9 protein-coding genes are annotated in these 16,186 nt (G+C 66.7%); 7 read left to right on the top strand and 2 right to left on the bottom strand.

Translation table 11 applies throughout. The features are described 5' to 3' along the window. The first annotated feature begins 96 nt into the window (after positions 1-96). From ampH to CQ050_RS22230, 3 genes are read left to right on the top strand one after another with little or no spacing between them, the layout of a single operon-like run. Entirely contained in the window at positions 97-1,242 is a 1,146-nt protein-coding gene (gene ampH, locus CQ050_RS22240; RefSeq protein ID WP_105558988.1) for a D-alanyl-D-alanine-carboxypeptidase/endopeptidase AmpH, read from the top strand. Positions 1,243-1,265: 23 nt separating this feature from the next. Continuing rightward, positions 1,266-2,435, top strand: a complete 1,170-nt coding sequence (locus CQ050_RS22235) for a hypothetical protein (RefSeq protein WP_105559038.1) — start codon at positions 1,266-1,268, stop codon at positions 2,433-2,435. A gap of 7 nt (positions 2,436-2,442) precedes the next feature. Further along, positions 2,443-4,020 (top strand): serine hydrolase, encoded by a 1,578-nt coding sequence (locus tag CQ050_RS22230; RefSeq protein ID WP_105558987.1) that lies wholly within the window; start codon positions 2,443-2,445, stop codon positions 4,018-4,020. A gap of 34 nt (positions 4,021-4,054) precedes the next feature. On the opposite strand, the gene CQ050_RS22225 is transcribed toward CQ050_RS22230, so the two are convergent. Further along, complete coding sequence (locus tag CQ050_RS22225; protein WP_105558986.1) at positions 4,055-10,225, bottom strand: autotransporter outer membrane beta-barrel domain-containing protein; 6,171 nt, start codon at positions 10,223-10,225, stop codon at positions 4,055-4,057. A 245-nt stretch (positions 10,226-10,470) separates the two neighbouring features. On the opposite strand from CQ050_RS22225, the gene CQ050_RS22220 reads away from it, so the two are divergent. Together CQ050_RS22220 and CQ050_RS22215 are read left to right on the top strand one after the other, a co-directional pair. Beyond that, positions 10,471-12,513, top strand: coding sequence for an alkaline phosphatase (locus tag CQ050_RS22220; RefSeq protein ID WP_105559037.1), 2,043 nt, complete (start codon positions 10,471-10,473; stop codon positions 12,511-12,513). A 55-nt stretch (positions 12,514-12,568) separates the two neighbouring features. Further along, positions 12,569-13,345 carry a fused MFS/spermidine synthase gene (locus CQ050_RS22215; protein WP_105558985.1) on the top strand — a complete coding sequence of 259 codons (777 nt, stop codon included), beginning with the start codon at positions 12,569-12,571 and terminating at the stop codon, positions 13,343-13,345. Positions 13,346-13,365: 20 nt separating this feature from the next. On the opposite strand, the gene dkgB is transcribed toward CQ050_RS22215, so the two are convergent. Further along, on the bottom strand, positions 13,366-14,169 hold the full coding sequence (dkgB, locus tag CQ050_RS22210; protein ID WP_105558984.1) for a 2,5-didehydrogluconate reductase DkgB: 804 nt from the start codon (positions 14,167-14,169) through the stop codon (positions 13,366-13,368). A 123-nt stretch (positions 14,170-14,292) separates the two neighbouring features. Between dkgB and CQ050_RS22205 the strand changes: the two genes are divergently transcribed. Together CQ050_RS22205 and CQ050_RS22200 are read left to right on the top strand one after the other, a co-directional pair. Then, positions 14,293-15,207 carry a LysR substrate-binding domain-containing protein gene (locus tag CQ050_RS22205; protein WP_105559036.1) on the top strand — a complete coding sequence of 305 codons (915 nt, stop codon included), beginning with the start codon at positions 14,293-14,295 and terminating at the stop codon, positions 15,205-15,207. An 85-nt stretch (positions 15,208-15,292) separates the two neighbouring features. Continuing rightward, positions 15,293-16,186 carry a DUF4261 domain-containing protein gene (locus CQ050_RS22200; RefSeq protein ID WP_105558983.1) on the top strand — a complete coding sequence of 298 codons (894 nt, stop codon included), beginning with the start codon at positions 15,293-15,295 and terminating at the stop codon, positions 16,184-16,186.

Here is a 16,186-nt window from a genome sequence, read left to right as displayed (position 1 = left end):
GTTTCGTCCTGACGAACGATGCCATCGGGCAAGTTTTTGGGATCATCCTGCATGCGGTGGAACTCCCGTTCCCCGGGCTACCTTGTGAGAATCGGCATGCTGGCGTCCCGCGTTTTTCTTCGCATTACTTCCTTGGCGATATCGGCCGCGTGCGTGCTGGGCGCGACGCCGGCTCGGGCCGCCGATCTGGCCTTGCAGGACGCCGTGTCCATGGCGGGCATGCAGCTCTATCTGAACGCGGGCGCGCCCGCGGTGATCATTGCCGTGGTGCGCGGCGACGACGTGGTGATTCAGGGCTATGGCGAGACGGCGCCGGGCAATGGCGTGGAGCCGGACGCGAACTCCATCTTCCGAATCGCATCGGTGTCCAAGGTCTTCGCCGCCGACGTGCTGGCGTCGCTGGCCGCCAAGGGCCAGCTGAAGCTGACCGATCCGCTGGCGAAATACGCGCCGGCCAATGCGCGTGTCGAGACGAATGGCCGGCCCATCACGCTGCTGGACCTGGCCACGCATTCGGCCGGCCTGCCGCGCGAATTGCCGGATCCAAACGCCAAGCCGTCCGACAACCCCTTTGCCGCCTTCGATCGCGCCTACTACTGGAAGTGGATGGGCAGCAACAAGCCGGCCTACGTGCCCGGCACCACCACCCTGTATTCGAATCTTGGCTTCGGCTTGCTGGGCGACGCCCTGGCCAAGGCGGCAGGCGCGGACTACTCGACGGTGCTGGCCAATGAAGTCACCCAACCGGCGGGCCTTGTGGACACCACCAATGTGCTGACCGACGCACAAAAAAAACGCCTGATGACCGGGCTGGACCCGTTTGGCAAGCCGGATCCCAACGCCCCGGTGCCCGATGTGATGTACGCAAGCGCGGGCATTTATTCCACGGGCGCGGACATGGCGCGCTGGATGCGCTGGCATCTGGACGGCGCCCGGCAGGCCAAGGAGGCTTTTGCGCTGGATCATGTGATGTGGCTGCCGTATGACGGGCTGAAGTCGGTCGTGGGCACTGAAGTGACCGACGCCGACGGCATGGGGCTGGGCTGGGTGGTGACGCTGCCGCGCAACGGCGCGCCGTTGCTGCTGGGAAAAAGCGGTGGCCTGGGCGGCTTCATGAGCTACGCCGTGCTGTCGCCGAATCGCGACCTGGGCGTGTTCGTCGTGGCCAGCCGCGTGAATTTCGCCATGTTCGGCAACATCCATTCCCAGGTGCGTGAACTGGCGGCCGAGCTGGCGCGGTGATCGGCCTGGGCCTGCGCGTGGCAATGAAAAAGCGTCTGGGTACATCGCTTGGCGCGGCCGCGATCGTGGCGGCTCTCCTTGCGCAGGGCGCGTCCGCGCAAGAGGCCCGGGACATCTTCAAGACAGAGATATTCCTGACGCCGTACAGCGAGTTGGGCGAAGGCGAGGACACGTATCCGCAGTTGAACGGCCGCTTCCTGCTGATGACGGGATACACCGGCTTTTTCGGCATCAAGGATGACAACGGGCAGATTCCACGGTCCCACTGGAGCAGCGTGCAGCCCACGGCGGAAGCCGCGCTGGTGTTGCAGCTGACGCGGGAATTCTCGATCCGCGCGAAGGCCACGTTCAACTCGTCGACCAATGAAACGAAAGACAATGCCTTCTCGGATCTGGGCGTGGACCTGGACAACCTGTTTGCCGCCTATACCGCCGACCGCTACGCGCTGTACGGCGGCAAGATGGATCTGGGCTTTGGCGACGCCTGGCACGTTGTCGACGGGCTGTACACCGGCTTCAACGAGAATTCGGAATTCCGGGGCTCGATCGGGCTGGGCGGACGCTACACCTTCGAACCCGCCGGTGTCGGGACGCATTCCGTGGCCGCCGTGCTGTTCAAGCGCGACGACACCAGCCTGAACTACCGGCTGAGCCTGGACCAGGGTTTCATCCGGCCGGCGCAGCCGCCGCCGTTCAGCGACCAGATGAAGTCCTTCATCCTGTCATACGATTTTCGCGATCTGCCGGGGTTTGAACGCCTGTCGGGCGGGGTGGACGCGGGACGGCTGCATGTCGATCCCGGCCATGGCAAGAGCGCCAACACCGTGTCCGCGCGGCTTCGCTACGATGCGCCGCTGGGCAATGCGTGGAATGTCGGCTGGTTCAACGAGGCCACGTTCTCCAGCGCCTTTCGCGGCGCGCCGGTCTCCAATGGCAATGCCGTGACGTCGATGTCGTTCTCTCGCGACCGCTGGCAGCTGACCGCGACGGCCGCCGTGCGCAAGCTGTCGGGCAGCCAACAGAAGCTGGCGCGGTTCGGGCTGGAAGACGATACGGATTGGGCTATTTCAGGCGCGGTCACCTACGTGACGCCGGTCGGGTTTATTGTGCAGGCGGGGCTGACGCATCAGCGCGACCAGACCACCCGCATCAACCAGGGCGTTTTTCGCATCGCTTATCAAGCGGGATTCTGAGGGCATCATGACTAGCAAAACATCACTCATTGCCGGCGTATGCGTGCTGGCGCTTGGCGGCCCCCTGGCGGCGTGGGCCCAACCGGTCGCCATCGATAGCGCGCCGAATCCGCCGGCGGACGCCGTGGCCATCCCCGCCGCAAGCAAGACACACGCGGTCCAGGCCTTGCCGGGCATCGTCCAAGACATCATGACGCGCAGCCAGGTGCCTGGCATGGCGGTCGCCGTGGTCATCGATGGCAAGACCGTGCTGGTGAAGGGCTACGGCACGCGAGAGGTGGGCAAGAAGGCGCCCGTGGATGCGCAGACCGTATTCCAGATCGCTTCCATCTCGAAGTCGCTGTCCGCGACGGTGGCGGCGATGGAAATGTCCAAGGGCGCGGTTGCGTGGGACGACCCGGTTTCGCGGTATCTGCCGGACGCGAAACTAAGCGACGCCTATGTGTCCACGCACGCCACGATCGGGGATTTCTTCGCGCACCGGTCCGGCCTGCCGGGCACGGCTGGCGACGACCTGGAAGACCTGGGGTTCAAGCGGGACGACGTCATCGCCCGGCTGCGCCTGTTGCCGCTGGACGCCTTCCGCACGTCCTACCACTACGCGAATTTCAGTACCACCATCGGCGCCGAGGCGGTGGCTCGCGCCGCGGGCCGTCCCTGGGACGCGCTGGCCGATGAACGGCTGTTCAAGCCGTTGGGGATGAAGGCGACAAGCTATCGGTTCAGCGACTTCATGGCGCACGATAACCGCGCGGTGTTGCACGGTTACCAGAACGGCGTGTTCGTGCCCATGGGGCAGCGCGACGCGGATCAGCAGGCGCCGGCGGGCGGCGCGTCGTCGACGGTGGTGGACATGGCCGAATGGCTGAAGCTGCTGCTTGCCGACGGCCAATATCAAGGCAAGCGGCTGATCCGCGCTGGCACACTGCTGCCAGCGCTGAGCGCGCAGGCGTTCAGCGCGCGGGCGCATGACCTGGATTCGCGCGCCGGCTTTTATGGCTATGGCTTCAACGTCAACACCGAACTGGGCGGGCGGCCGTCCATGGGGCATTCGGGCGCGTTCCTGATGGGCACGGGCACCACGTTCAAGATCGTGCCGTCCGCGGGCATCGGCATCGTGGTGCTGACGAACGGCGCGCCGGTGGGCGCGGCCGAATCCGTTGCCGCTTCGTTCATCGACACCGCGTTGTACGGCAAGCCGACGCGCGACTGGTACGCGGCGTACCACGGTGCGATGAAGGGCTTCTTTGAACCGCAGGCGGACCTATCCGCACAGACCAGACCCGCGAAGCCGGCGCCTGCGAAAGCGTTGTCGGCCTACACGGGCCGCTTCGACAATGCCTACTACGGCGCCGCCGACATCCTGGAAGCCGACGGCGGCCTGGCGCTGGTGCTGGGGCCCAAGGGCATGCGTTTCCCGGTCAGGCACTGGGACGGCGATACCTTTGCTTTCTCGCCCGCGGGCGAAGCCGAACTGGTTGATTCGCTGGCGTCCATCGTGTTCAAGACGGAACAGGGCAAGGCCAGCGGGTTCGACATCAAGTTCTATGACGACAACGGCCTGGGGCACTGGGCCGCAAAGTAGATGGGGCCGCTGGAAAAGCGCGCCTGCCGCCCGCTCAAAAACGGTAGGCGGCGCGCAACGTCAACGATTGATCGCGGTATTGGCCATTGCCGCGCAAGGCGTATTCCGTCTTCAGTTCCATGCCCTTGGGCGTGACGTACTCCAGTCCGGCGGACAGGTTGCCATAGGTCTTCGGTATGCCGGACTTTAACGAGAATGGCGTGGTGTTGAATCCGCTTAACTGCATGGTCGTGACGACGTCGCCACCGCCCAGGAAGCTCATCCCGGCCGTCGCATAGGACCGCAGCGTCGCGCCATTGTCCAGATCCGTGCGCGCGCCGACTTCGACCATGGGCGACACCATGAACGACGTCGTGTCGTTGCCGCGCACCTTCAGATTGAACACGCTGGGGCCCTGTTCGCGATAACCGTCCTGGCGGATGTGGTTCACGTCCAGGTCCACATATGGCCGCAGGTACCAGGACGGCTGGCTGAACTCGTAGGCCGTACGCAGCCGGGCAGCCAGGAAAGACGACTCGGGCTTGCTTTTGGCGACACCGTCCAGCGTGCCGCGCGACATCCTGCTTTTCTCGACACCGCCATGCACTGCGACGGCGACTTGCCACGGCGCGTTGTTGTACTTCAAGGCCAGGCCGCCTGCATAGGTGTCGCTGTTGGCCGACAGGCCGGATGACGACGAGGTCTTGCCTGAGGCATAGCTCAGCGATCCGCCCAGGAACCAGTTGGTGACGATTTCACGCTGCGCCCCAATCGTCAACGCCGTCTGGTGGATGCGATAGCCCTGGTCGTTCGACGTGCCGTCACGCGTTGTCCAGTTGGTGTCCAGGCGCGACCACACGCAGTTGCCCTCGCGCAGGATCGTGCTTTCGCCGACGAAACCTGGGCAGCTCATCATGCGGCTCATCGAAGCGTAGGACGCGTGTATCTGATTCGAGGCGCGGGCGAACTGTCCATCGTGGGCGACGCCGTTCAGCGCGTCCCGGTACTGCTGCGTGGTCTGGACGCCGGTGAATTTGTCGAACAGCGAGGCGCTGCTTTTGCTGCCCTGGTTCCACAACGCCTGCAGCGAATTTGCGATGTTCACGCGATCCGCGCTAAGGGGCAGCGCGGCCGGCGTGAAGTCGGCATCGACCGAAATCAACGGGTCACGAAAGCCGCCGCCGCCGTTGTTTTTCATGGCGAACTGGAACAGCGGACTGTCGCTGGCCAGGACCGGAACCTGGGTCTGCGCGGCGTCGAAGTGACCGATGCCCAGCCAGACATTCTTCACGGGATTGCGTAGCACCGGATTGACGGTGCCGGCGAAGGTCGACGCCCCGGATACGGAAATGAAATCGCTGTTGTGGTTGCCGAAATCCAGGTCTGGCCGATAGGTGCCCGTGTGGTTCAGTGCGCCGGTGATCCGTGTCGTCATGAACGTGCCCGGCCCACCGGGGTTCAACGTGCCGGCATTGTTCAGGTTGCCCTGGAATCGGGCGCCGCTGTACAGGCTGGCGCCGGCATGGTTGTTGAAGGTGCTGCCGCTGCCCATCGCAACATCGCCCGCCACGGTGCCGTTGTTGTCGACGATTGTCAGGCCGGACGTGTCGATCGCGGTCTTGGCCTGAATGGTGCCGGCGTTGGTGATGGTGGTGCTGGCCAGCGGCGCGATGGCAAGGATGGCGGTTCCGGATGCGCGGTCGGCGCTTAGCAGGGCGTTCGGGCCGACGTTGACGGTGATGGGCCGGCCGCCGCCGTTGGCGCCATTGCTGACGGCCACGATAGCGGGCGAATTGGCGCCGGTGGCGACAACATACGCGGCCTGTCCAAGCGTGATGGAGATCGGCCCGCCGTACGTCAGGGCGTTGTCCGGGGTGCCGTATTGATACAGCCGGCCGTCCTTGAAGACGCCGCCGCCGCCCACGCTCATCGCCAGGATCGCGGGCGCATTCGCGCCCGTGGTCTGAAGGGTGCCGCCCGTGCCGATGGATACGTTGACAGGGCCGCCATTGCCGGTGCCGCCCGTGAGCCCCGCGCTTTGGATGAGTCCTGTCGTGTACAGCGCCGAAGACGGGTCGCCCGCCAGGCCGCCGCCGCCGCCCACGCTTTGCGCCAGGATGCCGGCGGCGCCGTTGCCGCTGGTGGCCACCATGCCCGAGATGGTCAGGGTAACGCCATTGCCGTCGCCGTCGATGGTGGAAGACGCCACGGGCTTCAGCGTCACCCGGCCGGGCTGGGTCGACAGTCCGGCGATGCCGCCGCCGCCGCCGACGCTTTGCGCGACGATGCCGTGCGAGTTCGTGCCGGACGTGGAGATGCGGCCGCCCACGTCCTGCGTCACCGTGACGGTGCCCGCGGCGCCGCTCATCGGCACATTCGACCCGAAGGTGATGTTCGCGGCATTGGCCGCAGGCTGCGTGCCATTGTCGATGGTGACCAGCCCGCCGCCGCCGCCAATGCTCTGCGCCAGCACCCCGAAGGACAGCGCGCCGGAAGTCGTGATGCTGCCGCCCATGTTGGTAATGCTGACGTTGCCGCCATTGCCGGTCGCCGTTGTTGGAAACAGCTCGTTGTTGTGCGTCCCGATACTGCCCAGCTGGATATCGACGCTGCCCAGCGACGCGCTGGACGAGACGGCGGCCAGCCCACCGCCACCGCCCACGCTTTGCGCCACGATCCCTGGCGAGAACGCGCCTTGCGTCACGATGCTGCCGGTATTGTTGCTGACAGTCACGGCGCCTCCCGACACCAGCGAAAAGTCGGCCCCTCCAAAGCTGCTGGCCGGATATTCACCGCCCAGCGTGATCGCCAGCGAGGCGGTCTGCGGCATGGCGGCCAAGCTGGCGTTACGCAGGAAAAGCGTGCCGATGCCACCGCCGCCGCCCACGCTTTGCGCGATGATCCCCGCGGAGCCGCTGGCGCGGGTTCCAAGCGTGCCGCCATGAATGGCGTTGACGGCGCCGCCGATGCTCAGCTTCCCGCCAGGGCCATGATCGCCCGCCACTCCCAGCGCGATCGTCGAGGTGGTTGCGCTCCACAGGAATAGGGGCTGGTCGACCACCGATATGCCGCCGCCTCCGCCTACGCTTTGGGCGACGATGCCGGGCGCCTGGTAACCCTGCGTGGTGATTCGGCTGGTCGGTGCGCCGGCGTCAACCGTGACCACGCCGCCCACGCCATTGGCGCCGTCCGTGCCGCCATTGCGCACATTGATCAGCGACCCCAGCGCGGAGCCGCCTTTGGTACCCAGGATGCTGATGATGCGGGTGATCTTGTCGAGGATCTGGGGGGCGGCGTCGCCGGCCGCGGCGGACACCACCGCTTGCAGATCCTGCCCGCTGGCCGCGCTGCGGCCGCCGCCGCCGCCAATGCTCTGCGCCACGATGCCGGCCGAACCGTCGCCTTGCGTCGTGATCGACCCGGTGTTCACGACCAGGGCGGGGTCGGATGCCGTGCCGCCTCCTGAACCCGCCGCGCCGCCGCTGCCGCCGGTCTGGTGGGTGATGCTGGTTTGCGGCAAGGCGACGGTGAACACGTTCTGCACGCCCGATTCGGCGGCCTTGACCAGCGCGTCGATGCTGGAGAGCAGCGTGGACGCGCCTGCCGAATCGATCATGCCGGCATTGCCACCGCCACCGCCGACGCTTTGCGCAAGCATGCCCGGCGCATGATCGCCCTGGGTCGAGATGGCGCCGTCGTTGCGCACATTGAAGGGGCTTGCCGACGCGCCGTCACCGCCGTTGCCGCCCGTCGTGACGCCGACGGACAGGCTGACCGCCTTGCTAAGCGCCATTTGCGGGCCGCTTTCCAGCCAACTGGCGGCCTTGTCCAGCAAGCCGGCAAGGTTGGAGGGCGAACCCAGGATGTCATTGAAGGAATTGGCGTCGTGCGCCTGGACGATGCCGCCATTGCCGCCGCCGCCGCCCAGGCTCTGCGCGACGATGCCGGCCGAGCCCGCTCCCGTGGTGGCGATGCTGCCCAAGCCGGAGTTGGCAACCTGCACGCGGCCGCCGTTGCCGCCCTTGCCGCCTTGCGCGCCATGCCGGATGCTCAATTGCAGGTCGATCAGCGAATTGCCGATGGTCGGCGTCTTGACCGGCGCCAGGACGCCGCCGCCATTGCCGCCGCCGCCGCCAATGCTCTGCGCGACCACGCCGTGGCTTTGCGCGCCGGCCGTACTGACGGCCCCGCCGTTCGTGAAGAGGGCCATGCCGCCGTCGCCGGCCCCTTGCCCCACGCCGCCATTTGAAACCGTGAGCGTGACCGTGCCGCTGGGGTTGTCACCCAACGGCGGCGCGATCGTGATGGCGCGGGCGTTCGCCAGCCCGCCGTTGCCGCCGCCACCGCCGACGCTCTGCGCCAGCACGCCATGGCTTTGCGCGCCCAGCGTCGTGATGGTTCCTTGGTTTGCCTGCGTGAACGAGATGGTGCCGGCGGCGCCGCCGCTGCCGCCCGAGCCGCCCGTCGCCACCGTGACATTCAGCCCGACGCCCACGCCGACTGCATTGGCGGATCCGCCGCTGCCGCCGCCACCGCCGATGCTCTGCAGCACGACGCCTGATGCGTTCCCAGCGCGGGTCAAGATCTTGCCTTGCGACGAAAACTGCACCAGGCCGCCGTTGCCGGCCGCGCCGCCGGCTCCGCCGATGGCAATGGCCGCAATGACCCCTGTGGCGTTGGCGTCACCGCCCATGCCGCCGCCGCCACCGATGCTCTGCAGGATGACGGCCGCGCTGTTGTCGCCCGAGGTGTCGATGCTGCCGGCGTGGCTCATGGCCACGCCGCCGCCCGAGCCGCCCGTTCCGCCATGGCCACCCCCCACCCCGATGATTCCGTTGCTGGACGACGCGATGCCGCCGCCGCCGCCCGCGCTGTTGGCGACGACGGCCGCGGCGTCATTGCCGAAGGTGCTGATGCTTCCCGTGTTGGCGATGGTGATCGCCTGGCCTGCGACGGCGCCCGCGCCGCCATCACCGCCTTGCCCGAACGCGCCGTTCGCGCCGCCGGGGCCGCCTTCGCCGCCCAGCACGCTGGCCACGATACCTTTGGCGCCCACGGTGCCAACCGCGCCTGCCGTGATCTGGCCGGTATTGGTGATGCTGATGGCGCCGGGCGAGCCGCCCGGGCCGCCGTTGTGCCCGTCGGACCACGAACCATTGCCGCCATTGCCGCCATCGCCGCCTTGCGTCAGCGCGTAGACGCCGATGGCACGGTTGCCGGTCGTGGTGATCATGCCGCCGTTCGTGATGCTGACCTGCCCCGCGTTGCCGCCCGCCGCGGCCTTCGTGTCGGTGCCGTTGCCGGTCGACGCGCTGCCGGCCAGGGAACGGGCGACGACGCCATGCACGCCATCGCCTTGGCCGGTGACGGACGAACCGGCTGACGACACGAAGGTGACGGTCGACGCGTCGCCGCCCCGGCCGGCGTCCGCGTGCCCGCCGAAGTCGCCGGTGTGCTGGGCGGCGCCGCCGCTACCGCCCGACGAAATCAAGCCGACCGCCGCGCTGACGTCGCCCGGCCCTGGGCCGCGTGCGGTGATCGATGTGCGGCCCTGCAAGGTCACGTACGCCTCGCCGGCGCTGCCCCCGTGCCCGGCGTTGTCCGCGCCGCCGAACCCGCCGACGATTCCGCTGTCCGATCCCCCGCCGCCCCACGATTGAACCGCAACGCCAAAGCCGCTGCCCGTAACGGTGACGGCGTTCAGTGTGACGCCGGCGCGGTGTCCGTCGCCGCCGATGCCGTAGCCGCCATTGGGCCCGTTGGCGTTGCCCCACAGGCCGCCGCTGCCTCCCGCCGAGTAAAGGTCGATGCCGCGGCCGGTGGCGGTGACCGAGCTGCTCGTCAGGGTGTAATCGATGATCCGCCCGCCTCCGCCGTTGCCGCCCCAGTGGTTGGGGTTCGCGTCCCGGCCGTCGCCGCCCCGGCCGCCACTGACGTCGATGACGATGCCGGTTTGGCCGGGCGCGGTCGCGTTGATGTGTTGCTGGCTGTCCTGGTGGACGAAGTCCGACGGCGCCCACTGGCCGTCGTGGCCGTTGTCCGGGTAATCACCGCTAGAGCAACACGTGCCGTCCGCGCCCCGGCTCACATACGACAGCGGCTCCGATTGCGCAAAGGCCGGCCGGCCAAACACGTACAGCGTCGAGATGCCGGCCTGCAGCAGGACGGCAAGCCAGGGCAGTCGCAGGCGGTTGCGGCCCGGGTTCGAGAGAGCTTGCGTGGACATGGATAGCGGCGCATCGACGGGGATAGCGGCAGAGTAGAAATACCCCGCCCCTTCGGACAAGGCCAAGATGACGAATCAACCATGCGGCCTGACGAGTCCCCTTCGGCGCCTGTCACGCCCATGCAACGCCCCGGTGCGCTAATACCGGCGCCGAGGGCACGCGGCGGTCTTGGCGCCGCCGTCTGCCCGATCCTTTCCTTGCGATGCCGCGCGCCGGCACCGCCTTACCGTGGGCATTCCTCGACATGGACCGCAGAAAATTCCTCAAGTGGGGCAGCTTCCTGACCGTCTCGGCGGCCACCGCCAGCCTGGCGGGGTGCAACAGCAGCGATGACGATGACGATGACGGCGGCGGCAATATCGGCGGCGACCCGGGTGGCGGCACGCCGCCCGCCCGCTTCCAGTACCCGCAAGGCGTGGCGTCCGGCGATCCCCGGCCGGACAGCATCATCCTGTGGACCCGCGTGATCGGCGCCGACGACGCAGCGGTCCCGGTGCGGGTGCAGTTGGCGCGCGACGACGCGTTCACGCAATTGCTGGTCGACGCCAGCGTCAGCGCCGAGCCTGATTGGGACCATACGGTGCGCCACAAGGTCACGGGCCTGGATGCCGGCAGCACTTACTACTACCGCTTCGTGGCCGGCGTCAGCACGAGCCCCGTGGGCCGCACGCGCACGGCGCCGGCCGAGAACGCCGCCGTGGCGAAATTGAAGTTTGCCTTCATCTCCTGTCAGGATTGGAGCGTGAACCATTGGGCCGGCTTCGACGAACTGGCCGCGCAGGACCTGGATTTCGTGGTGCATCTGGGCGACTACGTATACGAGACCGTCAAGGCGGGTTTCCAGACGGGCGGCGTCGAAAGCGCGCACGCCCCGCTGTCGTTGCCCGACGGCACGGCGCGGGCCGATGGCGCGGTCTACGCCACCACGCTGGCCGACTACCGCAGCCTGTACCGCAGCTACCGCTCGGACCCGCGCCTGCAAGCGTTGCACGCCCGCTTTCCGATCATTGCCATCTGGGACGACCACGAGTTTTCGGACGATTGCTGGCAGGACCGCCAGACCTACGACATCGCGGACGACGAAACCCCCAGGACGTCTCGGCGCCGCAGCGCCAGCCAGGCCTGGTTCGAATTCATGCCGGCCGATGTCTCGCTGGATCTGGCCAACCCGTCGTTCCAGAACCTTCAGATCTACCGCGCGTTCCGCTTTGGCAGCCTGGCCACGCTGTTGATGACGGATGAACGCCTGTACCGCGCCGACCATGTCCTTCCCGAGCAGCAGGCAGGCAGCGAAATCGGCAGCCGCTACTTCGTTCCCAAGCGCCTGCTCTCGCAAGTCGAAGCGCTGAAGATCAGCAACGCCGGCGGACAACTGACGCCCGTCTCCATCCTGGGCAATACCCAGCGCGACTGGTGGAAGGCGCAGCTGGGCGCAAGCACCACGGCGTGGAATCTGTGGGGCAATGAAGTCTCACTGCTGCGCATGCAGTTCGATGGCACGCAGGCCGTTGCCGGCTTGCTGGCCCAGGGGCTGGCGGCGGCGCAGCCCGGTTTGCGGCCCTTGGTCCCTTTCATGACGACGGCACTGGCCCAGGACCTGGCGGGCGCAGACCACAGCAGCGGCAAGCCCGTCACCGCGTATCCCGCGTTGTCGGCGTTGCTGGACGCGCAGGCGGGCATTCCCGCGACCGTGTTCGCGGCGCAGATCAAGCCTTTGCTGGACGCGCAATTGCCGCCGTCGCTGCTGCTGGACCAGTATCTGCTGAATGCCGACCAATGGGATGGATACAACGCCGAACGCAAGGACCTGATGGCCTTTGTGCGCGATGCGGGCGTGCGCAACCTGGTGGCGTTGACGGGCGATATCCACGCCTTCTTCGCCGGCCCCGTGATGGACGACTACGACGCCGCGACGCCCAGGCCCGTGATGGTGGACCTGGTGACCGCGGGCATTTCCAGTAATTCGTTCTTCAGCTACTTCAAAAGCGTCGTCGACACCGACCCCACCTTCGCGCCGGCCAAGCCGCTGATCTACACCCAGGCCGCAGACGTGGTGAAGAACGCGTTCAACGATACGTTGAAGCAGTTCAACGCGAATTGGCTGCGCTACATCGATACCGACGCGCAAGGCTTTGCCGTGGTGACGCTGACGTCAACGGAACTGCGTTGCGTCTTCAACAAACTCAAGCCCCTGGACGGCACGAAGGCGCCCGCGCTGCCGGCGGTGGCGTCGCAAACGGTGCTGACGGTGGCGTCCGGCACGCCCGAGGTAACCGTGGCGGCCTGATCGGGATTGGGGGCGGGTGGTATCTTGTGGCTGTTTTCTCCACCTGCCCTGCCCAATGCCCGACACTACGTACCCCGCCGATTCCTCGCAACCCGATGAGCCGGCGGCCATCCACCGGCCTTTCGTCCAGAACACCGGCACCCGCCGCACCCTGCATTTCACGCAGAAAGAGATCCAGAGCAGCATGTCCGTGCTCAATCCCGATGCGCTGGAGCTTGAGTACACGCGGATGATGATGGGCTTCGTGCTGTTCAACCCCGAACCCGCCCGCATTCTGATGGTGGGCCTGGGCGGCGGTTCGCTGCCGAAGTTCTGCTACCGCCATTTGCCGCGGACGGCGATCGAAGTGGTCGAGATCGATCCCGCCGTCATCGCCCTGCGGGACGCCTTCATGGTGCCGCGGGACGATGCGCGCTTCTCGGTGATCCAGGCCGATGCGGCGGTGCATCTGCGCGGGCTGTCGGATCATGCCGACGTGATTTTCCTGGATGGCTTCGGCGTGGGCGGCATTCCCGATGCCCTCTGTTCCGAGGCGTTCTACGCCGACTGCCACCGCGCGCTGCGCGACGACGGCATCCTGGTCATCAATTTCCACGTCAACCACCCCAAGCACCACGATTACCTGAGCCGCGTGCGCGCCGCCTTCGGGTCCGCGATGTTCGAAGTGGTGGACGACGACATGACCAACAGCATCGTCTTCGCCTGCAAGGGCGACCTGCTGAACGACCCCGCCGCCGCGGAACTGACGCGCCCCGCCTCGATCGCGAAGGAGGCGTGGCGGCAGCTGATGCCCACCCTGCGGGTGATCGGGGCGACGCTGGAGCTTCGGTAAGAGGCGGTGGCGATGGCGGCTTAGTCCCAGGCGGCCGCCAGGCCTTCCGGGCTGACTTCGCGGCCGTTGCGTTCCAGCGCGGCGATCGCGGCCATGTCGTCCGCCGTCAGCTTCAATTGCGTGGCCAACAGGTTGCTGGCCAGATTGTCGCGCTTGGTCGACGACGGAATCACGGCATAGCCCAGCTGCAGCGCCCAGGCCAGTGCGACTTGCGCCGGCGTGGCGTCATGACGGTCGGCGATCTGGCCGATCACGGGGTCTTTCAGCACCTTGCCGTAGGCCAGCGTCATGTAGGACGTGACGGGGATGCCCTGCTCTTTCAGGAAGGCGGTCAGCGCGGCGTTCTGCAGGTACGGGCTGAGTTCGATCTGGTTGGTGGCGATCTGTTCGCGGCCAACGGCGGCGATGGCCTCGCGGGTTTCGGCGATGGGGAAGTTCGAAATACCGATCTGGCGGGTCAGGCCTTGCGCCTTGGCCTCGGCCAGCGCCGTCATGAATTCCGCGATGGTCACGCCATTGCCCGGCGCGGGCCAATGGATCAGGGTCAGGTCGACGTAGTCGGTGCGTAGCTTGGCCAGGCTGTCTTTCAGGCTGGGCGCAAGCTTGTCCCGGGCATAGTTGGGCACCCAGATCTTGGTGGTGACGAACAGGTCTTCGCGGGCCACGCCCGACTCGGCCATCGCCTGGCCGACGGCAGCTTCGTTTTCGTAGATCTGCGCGGTGTCGATGGCCCGGTAGCCGACGTCCAGCGCGTTGCGCACCGAATCGATAGCGGCCTGGCCTTGCAGGCGGAACGTGCCGACGCCAAATGCGGGAATGTTCATGTAAAACTCCATGGTAGGGGGTGCGGGCCGGCGCGTGTCGTCCGGGAATGCAGCGAGTGTGCCCGGGTGATACTTGCTGAAAAAGCCCTGTATCAGCGAAAGACTTTTGATATAACGTCAATGATGAAAACCACGCTCGACGAAATGCAGGTCTTTATCGCAGTGGTCGACAGCGGGTCGATCACTGCTGCCGCCGACGTGCTGGGGCAGACCATTTCCGCCACCAGCCGCACCATGAGCCGGTTGGAAGAGAAGCTGCAGACCACGCTGATGCGCCGGACCACGCGCCGGCTGGCGCTGACCGAAGAGGGCAAGACCTATCTGGAACAGGTGCGGCGGATCGTGGCGTCGGTGGAGGAAACCGAAGACCTGATGAACGTGCGCCGCAACCAGCCTGCCGGCCTGCTGCGGGTGGACGCGGCGTCGCCCTTCATGCTGCACGTGATTGCGCCGCTGGTGCCCGGCTACCGCAAACGCTATCCGCAAGTGGAGCTTGAACTCAACAGCAACGAGGGCAATATCGACCTGCTGGAGCGCCGCACGGACCTGGCCATCCGCATCGGGCGGCTGAAGGATTCGTCGTTGCATGCGGTGTCGCTGGGCCCCAGCCGTGTGCGCGTGCTGGCCAGCCCCGGCTACCTGGCCGCGCACGGCACGCCCAAGCGCGTGGCGGACCTGGCCTCGCACACGCTGCTGGGCTTTTCCCAACTGGAACTGCTGAACGAATGGCCGTTGCTGGACAGCGATGGCCAGCCGTTGCACGTCAAGCCCGGCGTGCGGGCCTTCAGCGGCGAAACGCTGCGGCAGTTGGCGTTGAACGACGGCGGCATCGTTTGCCTGTCGGATTTCATGACGCGGGGCGACCGCGCGTCGGGGGCGTTGCAGCAGCTGCTGGTCAAGCAGACGCAGGACGTCCGGCAGCCGATCAACGCGGTGTACTACCGCAACACCGCGATCTCGTCGCGCATCAAGTCCTTCATCGATTACGTGGTGGAGGCCATCGGCAAGGATGGCTTGCTGGAGCCGGCCGGGCGGTGAGAGATGTGTCCATTGGCGACATCGCGGGTGTGGGCCAACGGGGCAACCGTATACTGCCCCCGTTTATTTTCCAGGTCCCCGAATCATGAGCATCTTCTCCCGCTTCTTTGGCCGCAAGGAAGAAACCGCGGACGCCTGCGCGCTGTCCGCGAATCCGGCCATCGAGAATCCCCTTAGCTTGCAGGTGCTCTTCGCCGGGCCACTGGCCATCGCCGAAGACACGCTGACGGCGGCGCTGCGCGCCTATCATCCCTCCATGGCCCAGGCGCGCACCGAGATCGCGCCCGACATGCCGGAATGCCTGGGCCTGGCCGGCTGGGACAAGCACGTCGTGCGGATGGTGGGCTTCAATGCGCCCTATCCCAAAGACGCATTGGAAGCCTGCGTGGCGCCCGCGCACTACCCGGCCACGGTGAAGGACGAGATTCGTGGCCACGCCAGCCACGTCATCCTTTACTACGCCGGGTTTGAAGAAGACCCGCTGGAGCAATACGTGGCGCTGGCCGCCGTGGCAGGCGCGCTGACGGGCTTCGGCGCGATGGCGGTGCTGAACGAGCATGCGCGAGCGTCGTTGCCGGCCGGCGTGTTCGAGGCCGAATCGCTGGGCGAAGAAAGCCTGGACCTGCTGCGCACGTTGCCGCTGAACATGCTGTATTGCGGCTTCGTGAAGTACGAGGTCGAAGGCGTGGATGGGGTGTGGATGCGCACGTTCGGCGGCGACGTGTTCGGCTTGCCCGACTTCGCGGCGCTGGCCGACGGCCACCATGAAGGCGAGACCTACTCCAACATGTTCAACAACATCATGGGCTACCTGCGCGAGAGCGGCGCCGAACTGGCGGCGGGCCATACGATGCAGATCGGCGAAAACGCCTACATGAAGCTGCGCGACCCCAGCAAGGAAGAGTATTTCCTGGACGGTCCGGGCCAGGTGCTCGTGGCGGAAATCATCACGGCCGACCAGATCAACTCGCCGGAATAA

The organism is Achromobacter sp. MYb9 (genome assembly GCF_002975275.1).
In the GTDB taxonomy this organism is placed as follows: Bacteria; Pseudomonadota; Gammaproteobacteria; order Burkholderiales; family Burkholderiaceae_B; genus Achromobacter.
The sequence above is the reverse complement of the archived record's forward strand: the minus strand, read 5'-3'. Positions and strand labels throughout refer to the sequence as shown.

Excerpts from the sequence above, each read along its gene's own strand:
- ampH (WP_105558988.1), top strand. The coding sequence starts at position 97 with ATGCTGGCGTCCCGCGTTTTTCTTCGCATTACTTCCTTGGCGATATCG.
- CQ050_RS22235 (WP_105559038.1), top strand. The coding sequence starts at position 1,266 with ATGAAAAAGCGTCTGGGTACATCGCTTGGCGCGGCCGCGATCGTGGCG.
- CQ050_RS22230 (WP_105558987.1), top strand. The coding sequence starts at position 2,443 with ATGACTAGCAAAACATCACTCATTGCCGGCGTATGCGTGCTGGCGCTT.
- CQ050_RS22225 (WP_105558986.1), bottom strand. The coding sequence starts at position 10,225 with ATGTCCACGCAAGCTCTCTCGAACCCGGGCCGCAACCGCCTGCGACTG.
- CQ050_RS22220 (WP_105559037.1), top strand. The coding sequence starts at position 10,471 with ATGGACCGCAGAAAATTCCTCAAGTGGGGCAGCTTCCTGACCGTCTCG.
- CQ050_RS22215 (WP_105558985.1), top strand. The coding sequence starts at position 12,569 with ATGCCCGACACTACGTACCCCGCCGATTCCTCGCAACCCGATGAGCCG.
- dkgB (WP_105558984.1), bottom strand. The coding sequence starts at position 14,169 with ATGAACATTCCCGCATTTGGCGTCGGCACGTTCCGCCTGCAAGGCCAG.
- CQ050_RS22205 (WP_105559036.1), top strand. The coding sequence starts at position 14,293 with ATGAAAACCACGCTCGACGAAATGCAGGTCTTTATCGCAGTGGTCGAC.
- CQ050_RS22200 (WP_105558983.1), top strand. The coding sequence starts at position 15,293 with ATGAGCATCTTCTCCCGCTTCTTTGGCCGCAAGGAAGAAACCGCGGAC.